Source organism: Paracoccus haeundaensis (assembly GCF_006239215.1).
GTDB classification, from domain to species: Bacteria; Pseudomonadota; Alphaproteobacteria; order Rhodobacterales; family Rhodobacteraceae; genus Paracoccus; species Paracoccus marcusii.
Genome location: NZ_VDDC01000053.1, coordinates 1 through 14,395 on the forward strand (window position 1 = coordinate 1; position 14,395 = coordinate 14,395).

At 59.7% G+C, this 14,395-nt stretch carries 20 protein-coding genes; 1 reads left to right on the plus strand and 19 read right to left on the minus strand.

What is annotated here, in order from left to right; translation table 11 throughout:
* Positions 1-241: 241 nt before the first annotated feature.
* The gene (locus FHD67_RS18710) at positions 242-2,725 is read right to left on the minus strand and encodes a heavy metal translocating P-type ATPase (RefSeq protein WP_139599649.1); all 2,484 of its coding nucleotides are present in this window, start codon (positions 2,723-2,725) and stop codon (positions 242-244) included.
* A gap of 166 nt (positions 2,726-2,891) precedes the next feature.
* Here FHD67_RS18710 and FHD67_RS18715 point away from each other — a divergent pair, with 166 nt between their 5' ends.
* A complete protein-coding gene (locus tag FHD67_RS18715) occupies positions 2,892-3,080 on the plus strand; it encodes a heavy-metal-associated domain-containing protein (protein ID WP_139599650.1) in 189 nt (62 codons plus the stop codon).
* Positions 3,081-3,200: 120 nt separating this feature from the next.
* On the opposite strand, the gene FHD67_RS18720 is transcribed toward FHD67_RS18715, so the two are convergent.
* The 18 genes from FHD67_RS18720 to FHD67_RS21245 form a co-directional block, all read right to left on the minus strand.
* A complete protein-coding gene (locus tag FHD67_RS18720; RefSeq protein ID WP_176695208.1) occupies positions 3,201-3,656 on the minus strand; it encodes a DUF411 domain-containing protein in 456 nt (151 codons plus the stop codon).
* On the minus strand, positions 3,653-4,114 hold the full coding sequence (gene cueR, locus FHD67_RS18725) for a Cu(I)-responsive transcriptional regulator (protein ID WP_139599651.1): 462 nt from the start codon (positions 4,112-4,114) through the stop codon (positions 3,653-3,655). Before cueR ends, FHD67_RS18720 begins: the two co-directional genes overlap by 4 nt.
* 176 nt (positions 4,115-4,290) lie before the next feature.
* On the minus strand, positions 4,291-4,839 hold the full coding sequence (copM, locus tag FHD67_RS21105; RefSeq protein WP_139599652.1) for a CopM family metallochaperone: 549 nt from the start codon (positions 4,837-4,839) through the stop codon (positions 4,291-4,293).
* A 30-nt stretch (positions 4,840-4,869) separates the two neighbouring features.
* Positions 4,870-5,151, minus strand: a complete 282-nt coding sequence (locus tag FHD67_RS20605; protein WP_176695209.1) for a copper-binding protein — start codon at positions 5,149-5,151, stop codon at positions 4,870-4,872.
* Positions 5,152-5,168: 17 nt separating this feature from the next.
* On the minus strand, positions 5,169-5,648 hold the full coding sequence (locus FHD67_RS20610; protein ID WP_176695210.1) for a cupredoxin domain-containing protein: 480 nt from the start codon (positions 5,646-5,648) through the stop codon (positions 5,169-5,171).
* A gap of 34 nt (positions 5,649-5,682) precedes the next feature.
* Positions 5,683-7,050, minus strand: coding sequence for a multicopper oxidase family protein (locus FHD67_RS18740; RefSeq protein WP_139599653.1), 1,368 nt, complete (start codon positions 7,048-7,050; stop codon positions 5,683-5,685).
* Entirely contained in the window at positions 7,047-8,450 is a 1,404-nt protein-coding gene (locus FHD67_RS18745) for a TolC family protein (RefSeq protein ID WP_246071350.1), read from the minus strand. The genes FHD67_RS18740 and FHD67_RS18745 overlap by 4 nt, the downstream gene beginning before the upstream one ends.
* Positions 8,447-8,665, minus strand: coding sequence for a hypothetical protein (locus tag FHD67_RS18750; protein ID WP_139599654.1), 219 nt, complete (start codon positions 8,663-8,665; stop codon positions 8,447-8,449). Before FHD67_RS18750 ends, FHD67_RS18745 begins: the two co-directional genes overlap by 4 nt.
* Before the next feature lie 72 nt (positions 8,666-8,737).
* The gene (locus FHD67_RS18755) at positions 8,738-9,145 is read right to left on the minus strand and encodes a hypothetical protein (RefSeq protein ID WP_139599655.1); all 408 of its coding nucleotides are present in this window, start codon (positions 9,143-9,145) and stop codon (positions 8,738-8,740) included.
* A 114-nt stretch (positions 9,146-9,259) separates the two neighbouring features.
* The gene (locus FHD67_RS18760) at positions 9,260-9,793 is read right to left on the minus strand and encodes a L,D-transpeptidase family protein (protein WP_425467281.1); all 534 of its coding nucleotides are present in this window, start codon (positions 9,791-9,793) and stop codon (positions 9,260-9,262) included.
* 26 nt (positions 9,794-9,819) lie between these two features.
* Positions 9,820-10,296, minus strand: a complete 477-nt coding sequence (locus tag FHD67_RS18765; RefSeq protein WP_425467282.1) for a DUF411 domain-containing protein — start codon at positions 10,294-10,296, stop codon at positions 9,820-9,822.
* A gap of 61 nt (positions 10,297-10,357) precedes the next feature.
* Positions 10,358-10,837, minus strand: a complete 480-nt coding sequence (locus FHD67_RS18770) for a c-type cytochrome (RefSeq protein WP_139599657.1) — start codon at positions 10,835-10,837, stop codon at positions 10,358-10,360.
* Positions 10,834-10,962: a hypothetical protein gene (locus FHD67_RS21110; protein ID WP_281282464.1), complete on the minus strand. Its 129-nt coding sequence runs from the start codon at positions 10,960-10,962 to the stop codon at positions 10,834-10,836. The genes FHD67_RS18770 and FHD67_RS21110 overlap by 4 nt, the downstream gene beginning before the upstream one ends.
* 237 nt (positions 10,963-11,199) lie before the next feature.
* Complete coding sequence (locus FHD67_RS18775) at positions 11,200-11,541, minus strand: hypothetical protein (protein ID WP_139599658.1); 342 nt, start codon at positions 11,539-11,541, stop codon at positions 11,200-11,202.
* A 130-nt stretch (positions 11,542-11,671) separates the two neighbouring features.
* Positions 11,672-11,947 carry a type II toxin-antitoxin system RelE/ParE family toxin gene (locus FHD67_RS18780; protein WP_139599659.1) on the minus strand — a complete coding sequence of 92 codons (276 nt, stop codon included), beginning with the start codon at positions 11,945-11,947 and terminating at the stop codon, positions 11,672-11,674.
* Positions 11,940-12,233 carry a type II toxin-antitoxin system RelB family antitoxin gene (gene relB, locus FHD67_RS18785; protein WP_139599660.1) on the minus strand — a complete coding sequence of 98 codons (294 nt, stop codon included), beginning with the start codon at positions 12,231-12,233 and terminating at the stop codon, positions 11,940-11,942. Before relB ends, FHD67_RS18780 begins: the two co-directional genes overlap by 8 nt.
* 495 nt (positions 12,234-12,728) lie before the next feature.
* On the minus strand, positions 12,729-13,709 hold the full coding sequence (gene dmeF / locus FHD67_RS18790) for a CDF family Co(II)/Ni(II) efflux transporter DmeF (RefSeq protein WP_139599661.1): 981 nt from the start codon (positions 13,707-13,709) through the stop codon (positions 12,729-12,731).
* Complete coding sequence (locus FHD67_RS21245) at positions 13,706-14,272, minus strand: metal/formaldehyde-sensitive transcriptional repressor (protein WP_425467283.1); 567 nt, start codon at positions 14,270-14,272, stop codon at positions 13,706-13,708. Before FHD67_RS21245 ends, dmeF begins: the two co-directional genes overlap by 4 nt.
* Positions 14,273-14,395: the final 123 nt, after the last annotated feature.

Here is a 14,395-nt window from a genome sequence, read left to right on the forward strand (position 1 = left end):
ATGGAGGAATGGGGCGGCATCACCACCCCTTGGTAATCGACGATCTGCACAGGCGATGGCCGGTGGGTCCGTGAGGTTGACGCAGTAAGAGCGCCATGAGTTAAGCATCGTAGCACGGTCACGTTGAAGCGCATGGCGAATGCCGGGGCTACCGGCCAGCAAGATCAGGGGGGTCGCCCATAGCTGCGGATCATATTGGCAAAGACCCGGGCCTCTGGAAGGCGCCGCTCTTTAGAGGTTTTCAGACTTCATGCAACACTCCAGGTGAATAACGCTTCAGCCGAAGGGCATTTCCAAGGACAAAGACGGACGACAGCGCCATGGCCCCGGCCGCGAAGACCGGTGACAGAAGGATGCCAAAGCTCGGCCACAGTATGCCCGCGGCCACCGGGATCAGGGCGGCGTTGTAGGCAAAGGCCCAGAACAGGTTTTGCCGGATGTTGCGCATCGTAGCCTTGGAGAGCGCGATCGCGTCCGACACCGCGGTCAGACGGCCGGTCATCAGCACCACATCGGCCGCCTCGATCGCGATATCGGTGCCCGTGCCGACGGCAATTCCGACATCGGCTTCGGCCAAGGCCGGCGCGTCGTTGATACCGTCGCCAACATAAGCGACGGAGCCTAGTGCCTGAAGACGCTTGACTGCCGCCACCTTTCCGTCGGGCAGCACCTCGGCCACGACCTCGTCGATACCCAGATGGCGCGCGATGGCCTGCGCGGTGCGGGCGTTGTCGCCGGTGATCATGGCGACCTTCAGGCCCAAGGCATGCAGGGCGCGGATGGCCTGCGGCGTCGTCTCCTTGATCGGATCAGCCACAGCCAGGACCGCGGCCAGACGGCCATCAATGGCTGCGTAAAGCGGGGACTTTCCCTGATCGGCCAGCCGCGCCGCAATCTCGGCAAAGGGCGCTACGTCCAGACCCAGTTTGCTCATGAAGCGGTCAGCGCCGATCTCGACCTTTTCAGTTCCTGCCTTCGCCTGGACGCCAAAACCGGTCAGCGACGTGAACCCCGTCACAACGGGCAGTGTAAGGCCCTCTTCCGTAGCCGCCGTAACAATGGCGCGCGCAATCGGGTGTTCGGACTTCGCCTCCACGGCGGCAACAGCTGCCAGCACGGGAGAGCGGTCAAATCCAGGGGCGAGGTTTAGGTCGGTCAGCCGGGGGCGCCCTTCGGTCAGCGTTCCGGTCTTGTCAAAGGCCACGACGCGAACGTCCTGAAGGGCCTGCAACGCCTCTCCCTTCCGGAACAGAATCCCCAGCTCTGCGCCCCGCCCGGTGCCGACCATGATCGAGGTCGGTGTCGCAAGGCCCATCGCGCAGGGGCAGGCGATGATCAGCACCGCCACGGCATTTACGAGTCCAAAGGTCAGTGCAGGTTCAGGGCCGAAGATCAGCCAGACGGCAAAGGTCAGCGTCGCTAGGACCATCACCGCGGGCACGAACCACATCGTCACCCGGTCTACCAACGTTTGGATCGGCAGCTTGCCGCCCTGCGCGGCCTCGACCATGCGGATGATCTGGGCCAGCATGGTGGCGTCGCCGACAGCAGTGGCGCGAAAGGTGAAGGCCCCGGTCTGGTTGACGGTGCCGCCGGTGACAGCGTGGCCGATGGTCTTTTCCACCGGCAGGGGCTCGCCTGAAATCATGCTCTCATCGATCCAGCTGGTGCCATCGATCACGTCGCCATCGACCGGCACCCGCTCGCCTGGACGGACCTCGATGAGGTCCCCCGGCCGCACGTCGGCAATCGGCACTTCAATTGCCGTCTCCACACGGACCACGCGGGCCGTCTTGGCCTGCAGACCGACAAGCCGCTTGATCGCCTCGGAGGTCCGGCCCTTGGCGCGGGCCTCAAGATACCGACCCAGCAGGATCAGGGTGACGATGACCGCCGCCGCCTCGTAATAGACATTCACGGTGCCCGCGGGCAGCAGGGCGGGAGCGAAGGTGGCAACCAGCGAGTAGCCATAGGCGGCCGATGTGCCGACCGCGACCAGGCTGTTCATGTCCGGTGCCAGCCGGGCCAGCGCGGGAAATCCTTTGGTGTAGAACCGCCGCCCGGGGCCGAGCAGCACCGCCGTGGTCAGGGCGAACTGCAGATACCAGCTGTTCTGCATGCCGATGGTGTTCATCACCGCCATATGCACCCAAGTGAACAGGTGCGAGCCCATCTCAAGCAGGAAGACGGGCAACGTCAGCGCAGCGGCTATCCACAGGTTACGCTTCAAGGCTGCTTCCTCAGCAGCCTTCCGATCCGTAGCCGCATCAGAAACTGCCGAGGCCGAGACACCGATCCGCGCCTCATAGCCGACACCGTCAATTGCGCTGATCAGATCTGCGGGATCGGCCGAACCGATGACATGCGCCCGTTCGGTAGCCAGGTTGACCGTAGCCCCTGTCACGCCCGGTACGGATTTCAGGGCGCGTTCCACTCGGGAGACACAGGAGGCGCAGGTCATCCCTTCAATCGCTAAGTCGATCGCCGGGGAGCGGACATCGTAGCCGACAGTCTCGACAGCCTTGACCAGCGCTGCTCGGTCAAGAGCGAGACCGGTGATCTCGGCCCGCTCTGTGGCGAGGTTGACCGACGCCGTCTCGACTCGCGGCACCGCTTTCAGCGCCCTTTCCACTCGTCCCACACAGGACGCGCAGGTCATCCCCTCGATATCAAGGACGACTTTCGATTGCGGGTCAGGCTGCATATTCTTGACGCTGACGTTCATGACGGATCACCTTCTGAAGCTTGCTCCGTTGACCCAAATAGGTGTTCCCATCATGGGAGGGTCAAGCGTCAAAGCTAAAAAATAATAACACGCTTCTGTATTGACCTTACCAACGTTGGAATCCCTATTTCAAATCCCGTGAGACTAGTGCTCAAAGGAGGTCCCTATGCAGTTCCACATTGAAACCATGACTTGCGGCGGTTGTGCGCGCGGCGTCACAAAAGCCATCCAGTCCGTTGATCCGTCCGCAGATGTGAAAGCCGATCCCGCAACACATACGGTCAGTGTCACTTCGACCGCTCCGCGCGAGCAGCTTGTTACTGTTCTGACCAATGCCGGCTTCGCACCGGCATAAGGGACTGAATGCCAAAGGCCCTTTCGGAAGGAAGGGCCTGACACCAAGTGATCCTCTTTGGAGATCAGATTTCGTTTCCAGATTGGCTACATGCTGACCTACGCGCTGCCATAGCAGCCCTCAAAAACGTGCGAAGACGTCCGTGCCGGATGCGTTCCAGAGGATGACGTCAAAAGGCTCCGTCTGATCGCCCATTTCCATGCCGGGCGATCCGATTGGCATTCCAGGAACCGCCAGGCCGATAGCCTGAGGGCGCTCTGCCAAGAGCTTTTGGATAGCCTCGGCAGGAACATGGCCTTCGATCACATAGCCCTCCACGAGGGCGGTGTGGCAGGACCGGAGTGCCTGAGGAACTGCGTTCTCATCCTTGAAGGCGTCAACATCGTCAGACAGCGTTTCCTCAACCGTAAAGCCGGCTTCGCGCAAATGATCGATCCAAGCGCCGCAGCAGCCGCAATCAGGCGATCGAACCACCGCAATCGTGGTATTTCCCGGTGTTGGCAGGGCGCTGAGGACAGAGCTTGCCGGTGCCAGAGCCGCTGCCATCGTTCCGATAAAGAGACGTCTGTTGATCATGATGTAAGTCTTTCTTTGATCGTCATGGGCTTTTGCATCCGGCGTCTGCGGTTGGCCTGCGTCGGATCTGACCGCGTCTCCAGGTTCTGCAGGATGGGGCAGTCCGGGCGATCGTCACCTGCACAGCATCGGGCCAGTTCTTCCAGGGTATCGGCCATTTCCTTCAGGTGCATGATCTTCTGCCGTAGGTCCTGAACCCGAGCTTGCGCCAATGCTTTCACATCAGCGCTGCGCCGATCGGTATTGCGCCACAGATCCAGCAGTTCAGTGATCTCGCTAATCGGAAAACCGAGATCCCGCGCCCGTGCGATGAACCGCAGCATGTGGACGTCAGCATCGGCATAATCGCGATACCCGGCGGCAGTGCGCGCAGCTGCTGGGATCAACCCGATCTGCTCGTAATAGCGGATCATCTTGGCCGATACGCCGGAACGAAAAGATGCGTCTCCAATGTTCATGGACTAAGCTCCGTGATAGGTATGAGCCAGATATGATGCTTCCTACTATGGGAAGGTCAAGACCTGCACTTTCCCCTTTTGTGAATGTCATCCGTACCTTGATGCGACACGACCTGAGCCCAGGCAAATGTCTGGCTTTGAGCCGCACGGGCAATGCCGCGCGGCTCAAAGTGGGCTCAGTCGGCGTTTTCAGCCAACCAGGTGGTCATCTGCTCGATCTCACCGACCTGAGCATCGATGATTTCTTGCGCCAAGACCCGCATCTGCTCGTCCTCGCCATGCTCAAGAAGGACTTCCGCCATGTCGATGGCGCCCTGGTGGTGGGCAATCATCCCGCAAGCGAACGCTACGTCGGCATCCTCGTTCATCATGCCGTCATGCATGGCGGGCATGGTGACCATCATGCGGCGCATGTTCTCCTTAACATGCTCGGGCATGGTTTCCATATCCATGCCGCCCATACCCATCATGGCACCCATGCCGCCTGCATTGTTGCCGTGATGGGAAGAAGCTTCGGGCATACCTCCCGTCGGCATCTCGCCCGCAGGCATTCCGTTGGCAGGGGCGTCTCCTGCAGGCATCTCGCCAGCGGCGGGCATGTCTTCAGCCGGTGCTGCCATGGCGCATTGCTCAGGCATCTGGAAGTCAGCATCCTGGGCAAAAAGCGGCGTTGCGAGACCGCTTGCAGCGACAGCAGCGACGATAAGAGTTTTGTACGAGATCATTGTTTTTTCTCCGACGTTCGATGTTCCGGATCATTCCAGAATTTCAGTGATGGTCAGCTTGCCTTTGACCCGATCGGCAGCAAAGCGGATGCTCTGCCCCTCGCTCAGGTCATCGAGCATTTCCGGCTCTGCGACCTGGAAGACCATCTTCATGGCCGGCATATCCAGGTTCTTCAGCTCCTCATGATCAACGGTCACCTTGCTCCACTGGGTGTCGATCTTGGTGACGGTCCCGTTGGTGATGTGGGTGTCGGCCAGTGCAGCTCCGGACATGATGATCAACGCGGCAGCGGTAAAATGGATCAGTTTCATGGTCAGGTCCTCGCGGTTCAGGATTTGGTGACGTTCAGGAGGCCGTGCATGCCGGACTCGTAATGGCCCAGCATTAGACAGGCGAATTCGTATTGGCCCGCGTTCTCGAAGGTCCACAGGATCTCGCCGGTCTCGCCAGGCTGAAGACGGACCGCATTCGGGTCGTCATGTTCCATCTCGGGAAACCGCGCCATCAGCTCCTTGTGCTCAGCATTGGCTTCCACCGTGTCCATGACGAACTCATGGTCCAGTTCGCCCGCATTGGTGATAACCAGGCGGACAGTCTCTCCATCCACGAACGACAGCTCTGCAGGCTCGAAGATCATCGTGCCCTCATCTGTTTCCCGCATGGTGACTTCGACAGTTCTCATGTCGCCTGCAGAAGCCTCGGCAGGCGCGCCCATAGCGTATTCGTCATGGCCGCCCGCGTGGGTTCCCGCCGCAAACGCGAGAGTTGGGGAGAGAGCGATTGCAGTAATCAGTATCAGCGATTTCATCCTGTTTTCCTTTATGGTGCTCGACAAGTTCAGATCAGCCCAAACGCTTGCCACCGGGCGGCGTCAGGATGGTCTCGGGGCTGTAGTTGCTGGCATGTTCGGGCAACTCGCCCGTCCACTCCCAGGCCTGCGTACCGGGGGGGTTTTCATACCAGCCCGGATCAGAGTAGTCGTCAGGAGCGATGCCTTCGCGGACCTTCACGACAGAGAACATTCCGCCCATTTCTAACGGACCGTGCGGACCCCAACCGGTCATCATCGGGATCGTGTTCTCGGGGATTTCCATGGACATCTCGCCCATATCCGCCATGCCGGCGGTGCCCATCGGCATGTAGCCAGGCTGGTGCCGGCGGACCATGTCGGTGACACGGCTCTTATTGGCGCCGATAATCGTGGGCAACTCGTGCCCCATGGCGTTCATGGTGTGGTGAGACTTGTGACAGTGGATCGCCCAGTCACCCAAGTGATCGGCGTTGAACTCGTAGGCCCGCATCGCGCCCACGGGAATATCGATGCTGACTTCTGGCCAGCGAGCTTCCGGGCGGACCCAACCACCATCGGTGCAGGTCACTTCGAAATCATAGCCGTGCATGTGGACGGGGTGGTTGGTCATGGTCAGGTTACCAACCCGGACGCGCACCCTGTCGCCCCGGTTGACCACCAGGGGATCGATGTCCGGGAAGATGCGACTGTTGAACGTCCACAGATTGAAGTTCGTCATTTCGGCGACGCGGGGGATATAGGTGCCCGGATCAATGTCATAGGCAGCCAGTAGGAATGCGAAGTCCCGATCCACCGGCATGAAGGCCGGGTCGCGCGGATGCACGATGAACAACCCCATCATGCCCATGGCCATCTGGACCATCTCGTCGGCATGGGGGTGGTACATGAATGTCCCGGACTTCACGAGATCGAACTCGTAGACGAAGGTTTTGCCCGAGGGGATACCGGGATGGCTGAGACCCGACACACCATCCATCCCGGACGGCAGGATCAGGCCATGCCAGTGAACCGAGGTGTGTTCGGGCAGGCGGTTGGTCACATAGATGCGGACCCGTTCCCCCTCGATCGCCTCGATCGTGGGGCCGGTGGACTGGCCGTTATAGCCCCACAGGCGCGCAATCATCCCGTCAGCCATGACCCGTTCGACCGGCTCGGCGACAAGGTGGAATTCTTTGACGTTTCCGTTCATCCGATAGGGCAGCGACCAGCCGTTCAGGGTCACGACGGGGTTGTACTCTAATCCGGTGGTCGGGCGCGGCGGGACTTGGGTATAGGGGCTGTCGGTGCTGGCGGCTTCGGGTAGATCGCGAAACCGCGTTTCTGCCTGGCCCATATTGACGGTCAGGGCCGCAGCCCCTGCCCCGATGCCCGCGCCCATCAATTGCCGACGATTCATCATTCGTCCTCTCCATTGTCACTTGCGCCACCCCAGATCGCGGCGGTGGCATCTGCCTCGGCCAGCCAATAGTCCCGCTTGGCCTCGGCAGCGCTCAGTTGGGATTCAAGACCTTCGCGGGCGTCGTTCAGAAGTTCGAAGGTGGAGGTGAGCATGCCGTTGTAGCTCAGCAGCGCCTGCTCATCGATTTCCCGGCGCAGGGGCAGGACCTGGTCGCGCCAGTGCAGGGCGATCTGATGCTTTCCCGTGACAGCCGTGTAGGCCGACCGCGCCTCCGACCTGGCATTGATCGCCGACTGCGCCAGCCCGTTGGCCGAGCGCAGGTATTCCAGCTTACCGCGGCGGGAGATCAGGCCGCTGGTGTCGTAAACCGGAATGCTGAACGCGACGTCGACGATGGGCGAGCGTTCGTTCTCTCCGTCTTCACGCTCGATTTCCGCGCCGGCAGAGATTTCTGCGTCGGACAGCATGCGGGTCTGGCCATTGAGTTTGTAGCGCGCGGCCACGGCCTCCAACTCCAACCGACCCGCAGCCAGATCGACACGGTTTTCCAGCGCCATCCGTTCGATATTGGCACGGTTCGGTACGCTACCTGGCAGTCCTGGTAGGCTGTCGGGAACATAAAAATCGGTATCGGTGCCCCACAGGCCTAGCAGGCGAACCAGCTTCTCTTTCGCAATCTGTGCTTCCAGCCTTGCCTCAGCTCGTTCGGCTGCCAATTCTGCATTGAACACATGTTCCCGTGCCTGATCGGCACGGCTCAGCGCGCCTGTTTCGCCAAGCTGCGCGGCCAACTCGGATGCCGCATCCGCAGCACCTTGGGCTTGACCGACGAGTCCGGCGGCCTCGAACGCGCCGACGGCCTCGATCCAGGTCCGGCGGGTTTCATGGGCCAGCGCCAGGGTTTCGCCCGCGGCGGCCAGTTGAGCCTGACGGAATTCCAGATCGGCTGCCCGCGTCCGGGATTTCTTCGTGACCATGTCCAGAATTGAGGACGCCACCGTGCCTTCCACGGACCGGGTGACATCACCGCTGACCAGACCCGACACAGAGATGCCGACGCTTGGTACCGGCCCGAGAGCTGTCTCCCACAGGTCTGCCGCAGACATGCCCAGGTCAGCATAACTGGCCTGCAGGCCGGGGTTGTTCAGAAGCGCCACCTGCACGGCCTGTTCAGCACTGATCGTCTTCCCCTGAACGATGGCGCGCACACGTTGTGCATGAGCCTGCCGTTCAGCCGGGGTCTGAAGCCAGGCCGCCTCTGCCCCCGTCGCCTGCCGGGAGATCCCGGCAACAGTCTCGAACCCTGCCCGCTCGCCGCGGGCCTTGCTCATGGTCGCCGTATCCGCGCAGGCCGTCAGCAGCAGCAGCGCGCCCATCGATAGTCCCAATGCCGTCTTCATTCGACACCTGGGCCTTGGGCATTGTTCAGATCGGTCCAGTTACCTGGCTCCTGAACGCTGCGGCTTCGATAGGTGATGGCAGGGCCGGCTTGCAGGGTCGAGACCGGCGATGCGGTATCGGCGACCATGACAAGCCCGGATGACGTATCCAAAGGCGCCAGCGGGGCGCAAGCCGCCGCAACGAGCGGCATCGCAGCCGCAAACAGAAGTTTCATGTGATGAATCCGCTTTTAGATCAGAAGGATGGTCGCCGCGGCCCGTTCGGGCGTCGGCTTGCAACGTTCGGATCAGGCCCGCGGAGGGCGGCGCAGTCCTTCGGAAACTGTCAACTCCACCAGCGGAGCCGTGCGAACGGCTTCGATCGTCTGGCTCATCAGAAAGGCCTGGGCCATATCACTGGAACTCAGAAATGCCGTAACCGGGCAGGCATGGGCCTTGCAATGCGAGCCATGTCCTTCGGAAGACGTGTCTTCGTTATGAACATGATCTTCGACGACGACAGTGTTCTGGAATGAGTGATCTGAACTGTCACCTGTGAGGTGCTTGGTATGATCGTCCCACCCACCGGCGGACGCGGCCGTCAACATCATGTCGCATTTCAGATCCATCGACGCGTTTCCAGCGGATGCAGTGACGCCCATCGAGACCAAAGTCACGATGAAGATCATAGCAAGCTGGCGCAGGACGTGGATCATAGGTGTTGTCTAATAGGGTAAAAGTTAGACATCAATGAATTTCCAGCGCGTTGCGCAGGAATGTTACCGCCTCGGTCATCTGTTGCCGTTGCTCGAACGTGATCATTCAAAGCCCTATGCATAAAGCATCACTGGGACTCCCGGCTGCAGCATGGCGTAGACATCCTCGATTTCCTGATCGGTGAGGGCGAGGCATCCGGCTGTCCAATCGCGGTTGCGTGGTGCGAGTGCGTTTCCTTCCGGACCCCGCCCGTGGAACATGATGTCGCTCCCCGCACTTCGACCGAACTGTGCGGCGTAAGCCTTGTTCTGATCGTTGGGGTAGGAAATGCCGACAGACAGGTGATATCTGCTGCGCGGATTGAAGCGGTCGATGAAATACAGCCCCTCGGGCGTCTTTCCGTCGCCTTCAAACTGCTTGTGACCGACCGGCTGGTTGCCCAGCCCAAAATCATAGGATCGCAATACAGTCTGCCCGTTCAGCAGGTGCATCCGGCGTTGGCCCTTGTAGACAGCCACCTGTGTTACCGGCGGGCCGGAGTATCGCTTGAATTGCGGTGCAGGAGCCGAGCTGGGCCCTGACGATCCGCATGCAGCAAGGGATGCGAGCATGGCCAGCGACGCATGTCGACGATTAAAGGTCATCATAGAGAGGGCTCCTTGGAGATCATGCTTCAGGCCGGCGCAGCGGCGTATCGGTTAAAGATTGTGTGGCTTCCGTCCTTGAGCACGAGCAGAACATCATAAGCCTCACGGCGGCTTTCCGGGCCCATTCCGGGGCTGCCATAGGGCATGCCCGGAACGGCCAGGCCAAGGGCGTCGGGACGCTCTTGAAGCAGTTTGCGGATATCTGTGGCTGGGACATGTCCTTCCACGAAATAGCCCTCGACCGACCCGGTGTGACAAGACGTCAGGTCGATGGGAACGCCGAGGTCGATCTTGTGCTGCATGAGAAGCGTGCCGAAACGCTCCTCACTCGTGACCTGAAAGCCGGCATTCTGAAGGTGCTGTGTCCATTGCCGACAGCATTCGCACCCCCTGCCCTCCACGACATGAATGGCGGTGGAAACGTCAGGCAGCTGCCCAAATGCTGGCAGTGCGGTTACGGCGGCGGCGGCACATAACACGAAGCGACGGGTGATGAGGTTCAACGCCGATCCTCCCAGAAAAGGCGGCCAAGTGCCGCCGATTGGCTTGTGGGTTTTGCTGCGATCATTCTTTCGGTCCCTCACGGTCGGAGACCTCGGCCTGATACTCGTATTGGCGCTTGGGCCATGTGCTTTTGATGTAGGCCAGGGTGGCGCGGATTTCTGCATCCGTCAGAACGCCCTCGAAGGCCGGCATGTCGCTCTCATAGCCAGGCACGACACCACTGATCCCCAGCTTGGTCAGTGTGAACAGCTGATTGTCGGAGTGGTGCCATGTATGCCCCGTTTCGTCATGGGGCGGTGCCGGCATGCGCCCGTTCTCCAGCGGACGTTTCCAGTCGGGCTGACCTTCCAGATCCGGGCCGTGGCATGACGCGCAATTTTGCGCGTAGAGTTCGTTTCCTTGCGCGATTTCTTGTGCCGTGACGGGGACGCCGAGAAAAATAGCGTCCGCGGTTTCGGACCGATTAACCTGTGCAAAAGCCGCCACGGCCGCCACACCGGCAAATGACAGGCCGGCGAGCATCAAGACCCGTGATCTCATGCCGTCCCTCGCAGGTACTTGAGAAGGGCAGCGATGCCCAGGACCAGGATGGCCAGGACAAGAAGCGCAAAGAGTCCGCAGCCCAGCATCATCGTGCCCGCCATGGGGCTATTCATCATTGTCATGCCGTTTCCCTACAAAGAGGGTGGTCACGCCATTCTTCGCAAGCCGCATTGACGGCAGAAATCTCAGGGAAAAACTGAGTGTGTAAAGCTGCATGCAAACTTTGCTGCATTGGACACCTGACTATCTGGATTTGAAACGGGACTGCCGAGCTAAAGGAATTCAGCAGTCCTGGCAGTGAGCGAACTCAAGGGGGCAAAACCTTGTGCGCACGCGTCGCCTGCCAAGCGGAAGTCAAATCAGATGAAGGAGCGTGGAGGGCTTCGAAGCGGCAGCCAATGCAGATCGCTGAAAATGACATCGGCAGCCTGCCGCCTCAGGAGACGCCGAGCCTGTCTGAGATCAGAGGTCTGGAATTCAGGAACCGGGACGAAGCCCCCCGCCGTACAGATCAGATTGCAGCCCGCCGTTCCAATGTCACCCTTGTCGCTGCAATCTAGGCAATCGGACATGCCGAGATGTGCCATTGCCATCATGCCGTCATCGGGCGCTGACGCGGCAGTCGCCGGCGCGGGCATCATCGATCCAACCGCAAAGACGGTGAAGGCGACAAGAAACAGGGCCCGCAGATAGGTCTTCATGACGATCGACTTAGCGGCATGCTGCCGAAAAATCCACGACAAGATGATCGCATTGCCGTGACCGGAATGGATCTGACCGGGGCACTGCCGCTGAGCCGGCGCCCTCCCTCGTCTTTCAGCCGATCGCTTATCAGGGCCACATCTGCGCGGCATGAAGCACGCGAAGGATCGTCACGACAGACGGCGTCTCAGCATAGATGACAATGTAGTTCGGGCGAACGACCAGCTCACGTGTTCCCTGAACGCGTCCTGACCGGCACCGCTTGGGATGCATTGGAAGTTGCGCAACCTTCCTCTGAATTTCCTCCATCAGAGCAAGAGCAGCATCAGGATTGTCATCCGAGATATAGTCGACAATTGCCATGAGGTCGGCAACCGCGAAGGCTTTCCATTCGAGTTCAGGCACCCCGTTTGCCGTCGATCAAGGCCCGGGTGTCACGCATGACCTGGTCATGTGGAACGCCAGGCCGGGTGTCTGTCAGCGCTTCCTGCACCTTCGCCCGGAACCAGCTATCATAGCTTTCAGGATTTGCAGTCAGACCGGCCGGCAGACCCCCTTCAGCCGCCACACGGGTCAGCAGGATACGGACTGCGTCTGATAGGGTCAGGCCTACACCTGCCAGTGCGCTACTGGCCTGTGCCTTGAGATGATCGTCCACACGGACATGCAGCATCGAGGTATGAGTGGGCATTCAAGCCTCCTGTGTATCTCATATGAGATACACAATGACATAGGAGGATCAAGACATGATTGGCCTCATCTGGCTCAGCAGTGTGGAATGCAGCTTCAAGAATGAGACGGAAGGCATTGTAGCGTATAAAATTATTGCTTTTATACCCAATGTTACCCCCGAAAATTGTGGATAAGTTATCAGCGTCCGATGGCTGCGTGATGATGGCCAAGGTTAAGGTCAACCAAGGTGCGTCAGTAGAAGTGGTCAGGCCAGGGACCGAGAGGTTAAGGCGCTGTCAGAAAAGCGAGCGGTTTTCTTGCGATCCGCACGCACGCAGCTAGTGGATTATCGGAGTGCCAGAAAACCCGTTGCTCGCATTAGCAACTTTTCAGGTCGTCCCGTACCTTTCTGCCGACGGCGAGGTCGCTCAGAAAGCATACGGCGCCCCGATCTCAGCGGCAGTTCACTCTGTGGCGGTGCCTCAGCTATAACGACCGTATACACTGTCTTTGGTCACAGAGCTTGATAACCTGATAATGCTGACGGAGGCGACGGCCCCTCTATTTCGATGGTCATGTGCGATAGGTCTTGGATGTGAGCCAGCTTGGCTCTGTAGTCCGAAAGATGCAGCGGTGATGCCGACTGAATAACAACAATGGCCGCGTGTTGTCCCGGGCCCAGCTGCCAGACATGAAGGTCGGTGACCTTGTCTGCGTCTGTTTCCACGGCGGCGCGGATCTCGTCCGGCAGGTCTTCGTCGGAGGGAATGTAATCCAGAAGTACCCGCCCCGTGTCGCGGATCAAGCCCCAGGACCACCGAGCGATGACCAATCCGCCGACAATCCCCATGGCAGGGTCGAGCCAATTCCAGCTGTAGAGACTGCCCAAGGTCAGTGCGGCGATCGCAAGGACGGAGGTCAGGGCGTCGGCAAGAACGTGCAGATAAGCTGCCCGGAGATTGTTGTCAGTCGCGTGGGCATGTTCGAGATCGTGGCTATGCCCATGATCATGGGCATGACCGTGATGATGGGAGTGATCGTCACGCAGGAGCCATGCACAGACTAGGTTGACCCCCAGACCGATCACGGCCACGACTATGGCCTGCCGAAAGTCGATCGCCACGGGGCTGTAGAGCCGCATCAGGCTTTCCCAGCCAATCAGCAAAGCCACAAGGGCAAGCACGACGGCACTGGCAAAGCCCGCCAGATCGCCCATTTTGCCCGTGCCAAAGCTGAAACGCGTGTTGGCAACATTACGGCGGGCATAGCGGTAGGCCAGTGCGGCGATCAGCATAGCCCCGGCGTGGGTCGACATATGCCAACCATCCGCAACCAGTGCCATCGAACCGTAGATACTTCCGGCGGTGATTTCGATGACCATCATGGCCGCCGTAATCGCGATGACCAGCCAGGTGCGCTTTTCATTCCGGGCGTGATTGCTGCCTAGATAGACATGGTCATGGGGCGTGGCAAAGCGTGCGGCGTCGAGGCTCATTTTAGATACGTCCTGATGACGGAAATCAGTTCGCCTGAAGCCTGTGCGCGATCGGGATCGGCGTCCTTGTCAGGGTCCGACACATGTTCACGGATATGATCCTCGATCAGCTCGGCCGTCAGGCCACCGACTGCGCCGCGGATGGACGCTACCAAGTTCAGCAGGTCGCCGCACGGGGCGCCGGTTTCCAGTGACCGTTCGACCGCTTCGATCTGCCCTTTCAGGCGGCGGACACGGGCCAACAACTTGGCCTGATGATGGGATGTATGGCTCATAGGTATAGGGGTATCCCCTATCTCAGGTTCATGCAATGACCTCTGTTTATGGTGGCCGCCGGGCAGAAGTCTGGCCAGCATGAACTCCTGCTGAGCGCGCATTCGCAGGGATGCTTTACAAAGAGGTGTGGTGATCGTGGTAACCGCAATCGCCGATCCCGATGGCAGCCCGTGAGTGTCAAGAAAAAACGTCATTTTGACCTTTTGTCGGACCAAAAGGTCATACTGCTTTCCTAGGTAGGCAAACGCAGTGACATACAGCAGTTCTGAAGCTGCAACGCGGATCAACGAATGCCCGCCTCCCCTGCCCCTTTCTCGAAGTGTTCAAAAACGATCCAGACCGTGTGAAAACTCGGTGGAGTTTAAAGGGCGCCGGGCGTTCGGTGGTTTTTAGTTTAGAAATCCTGACCC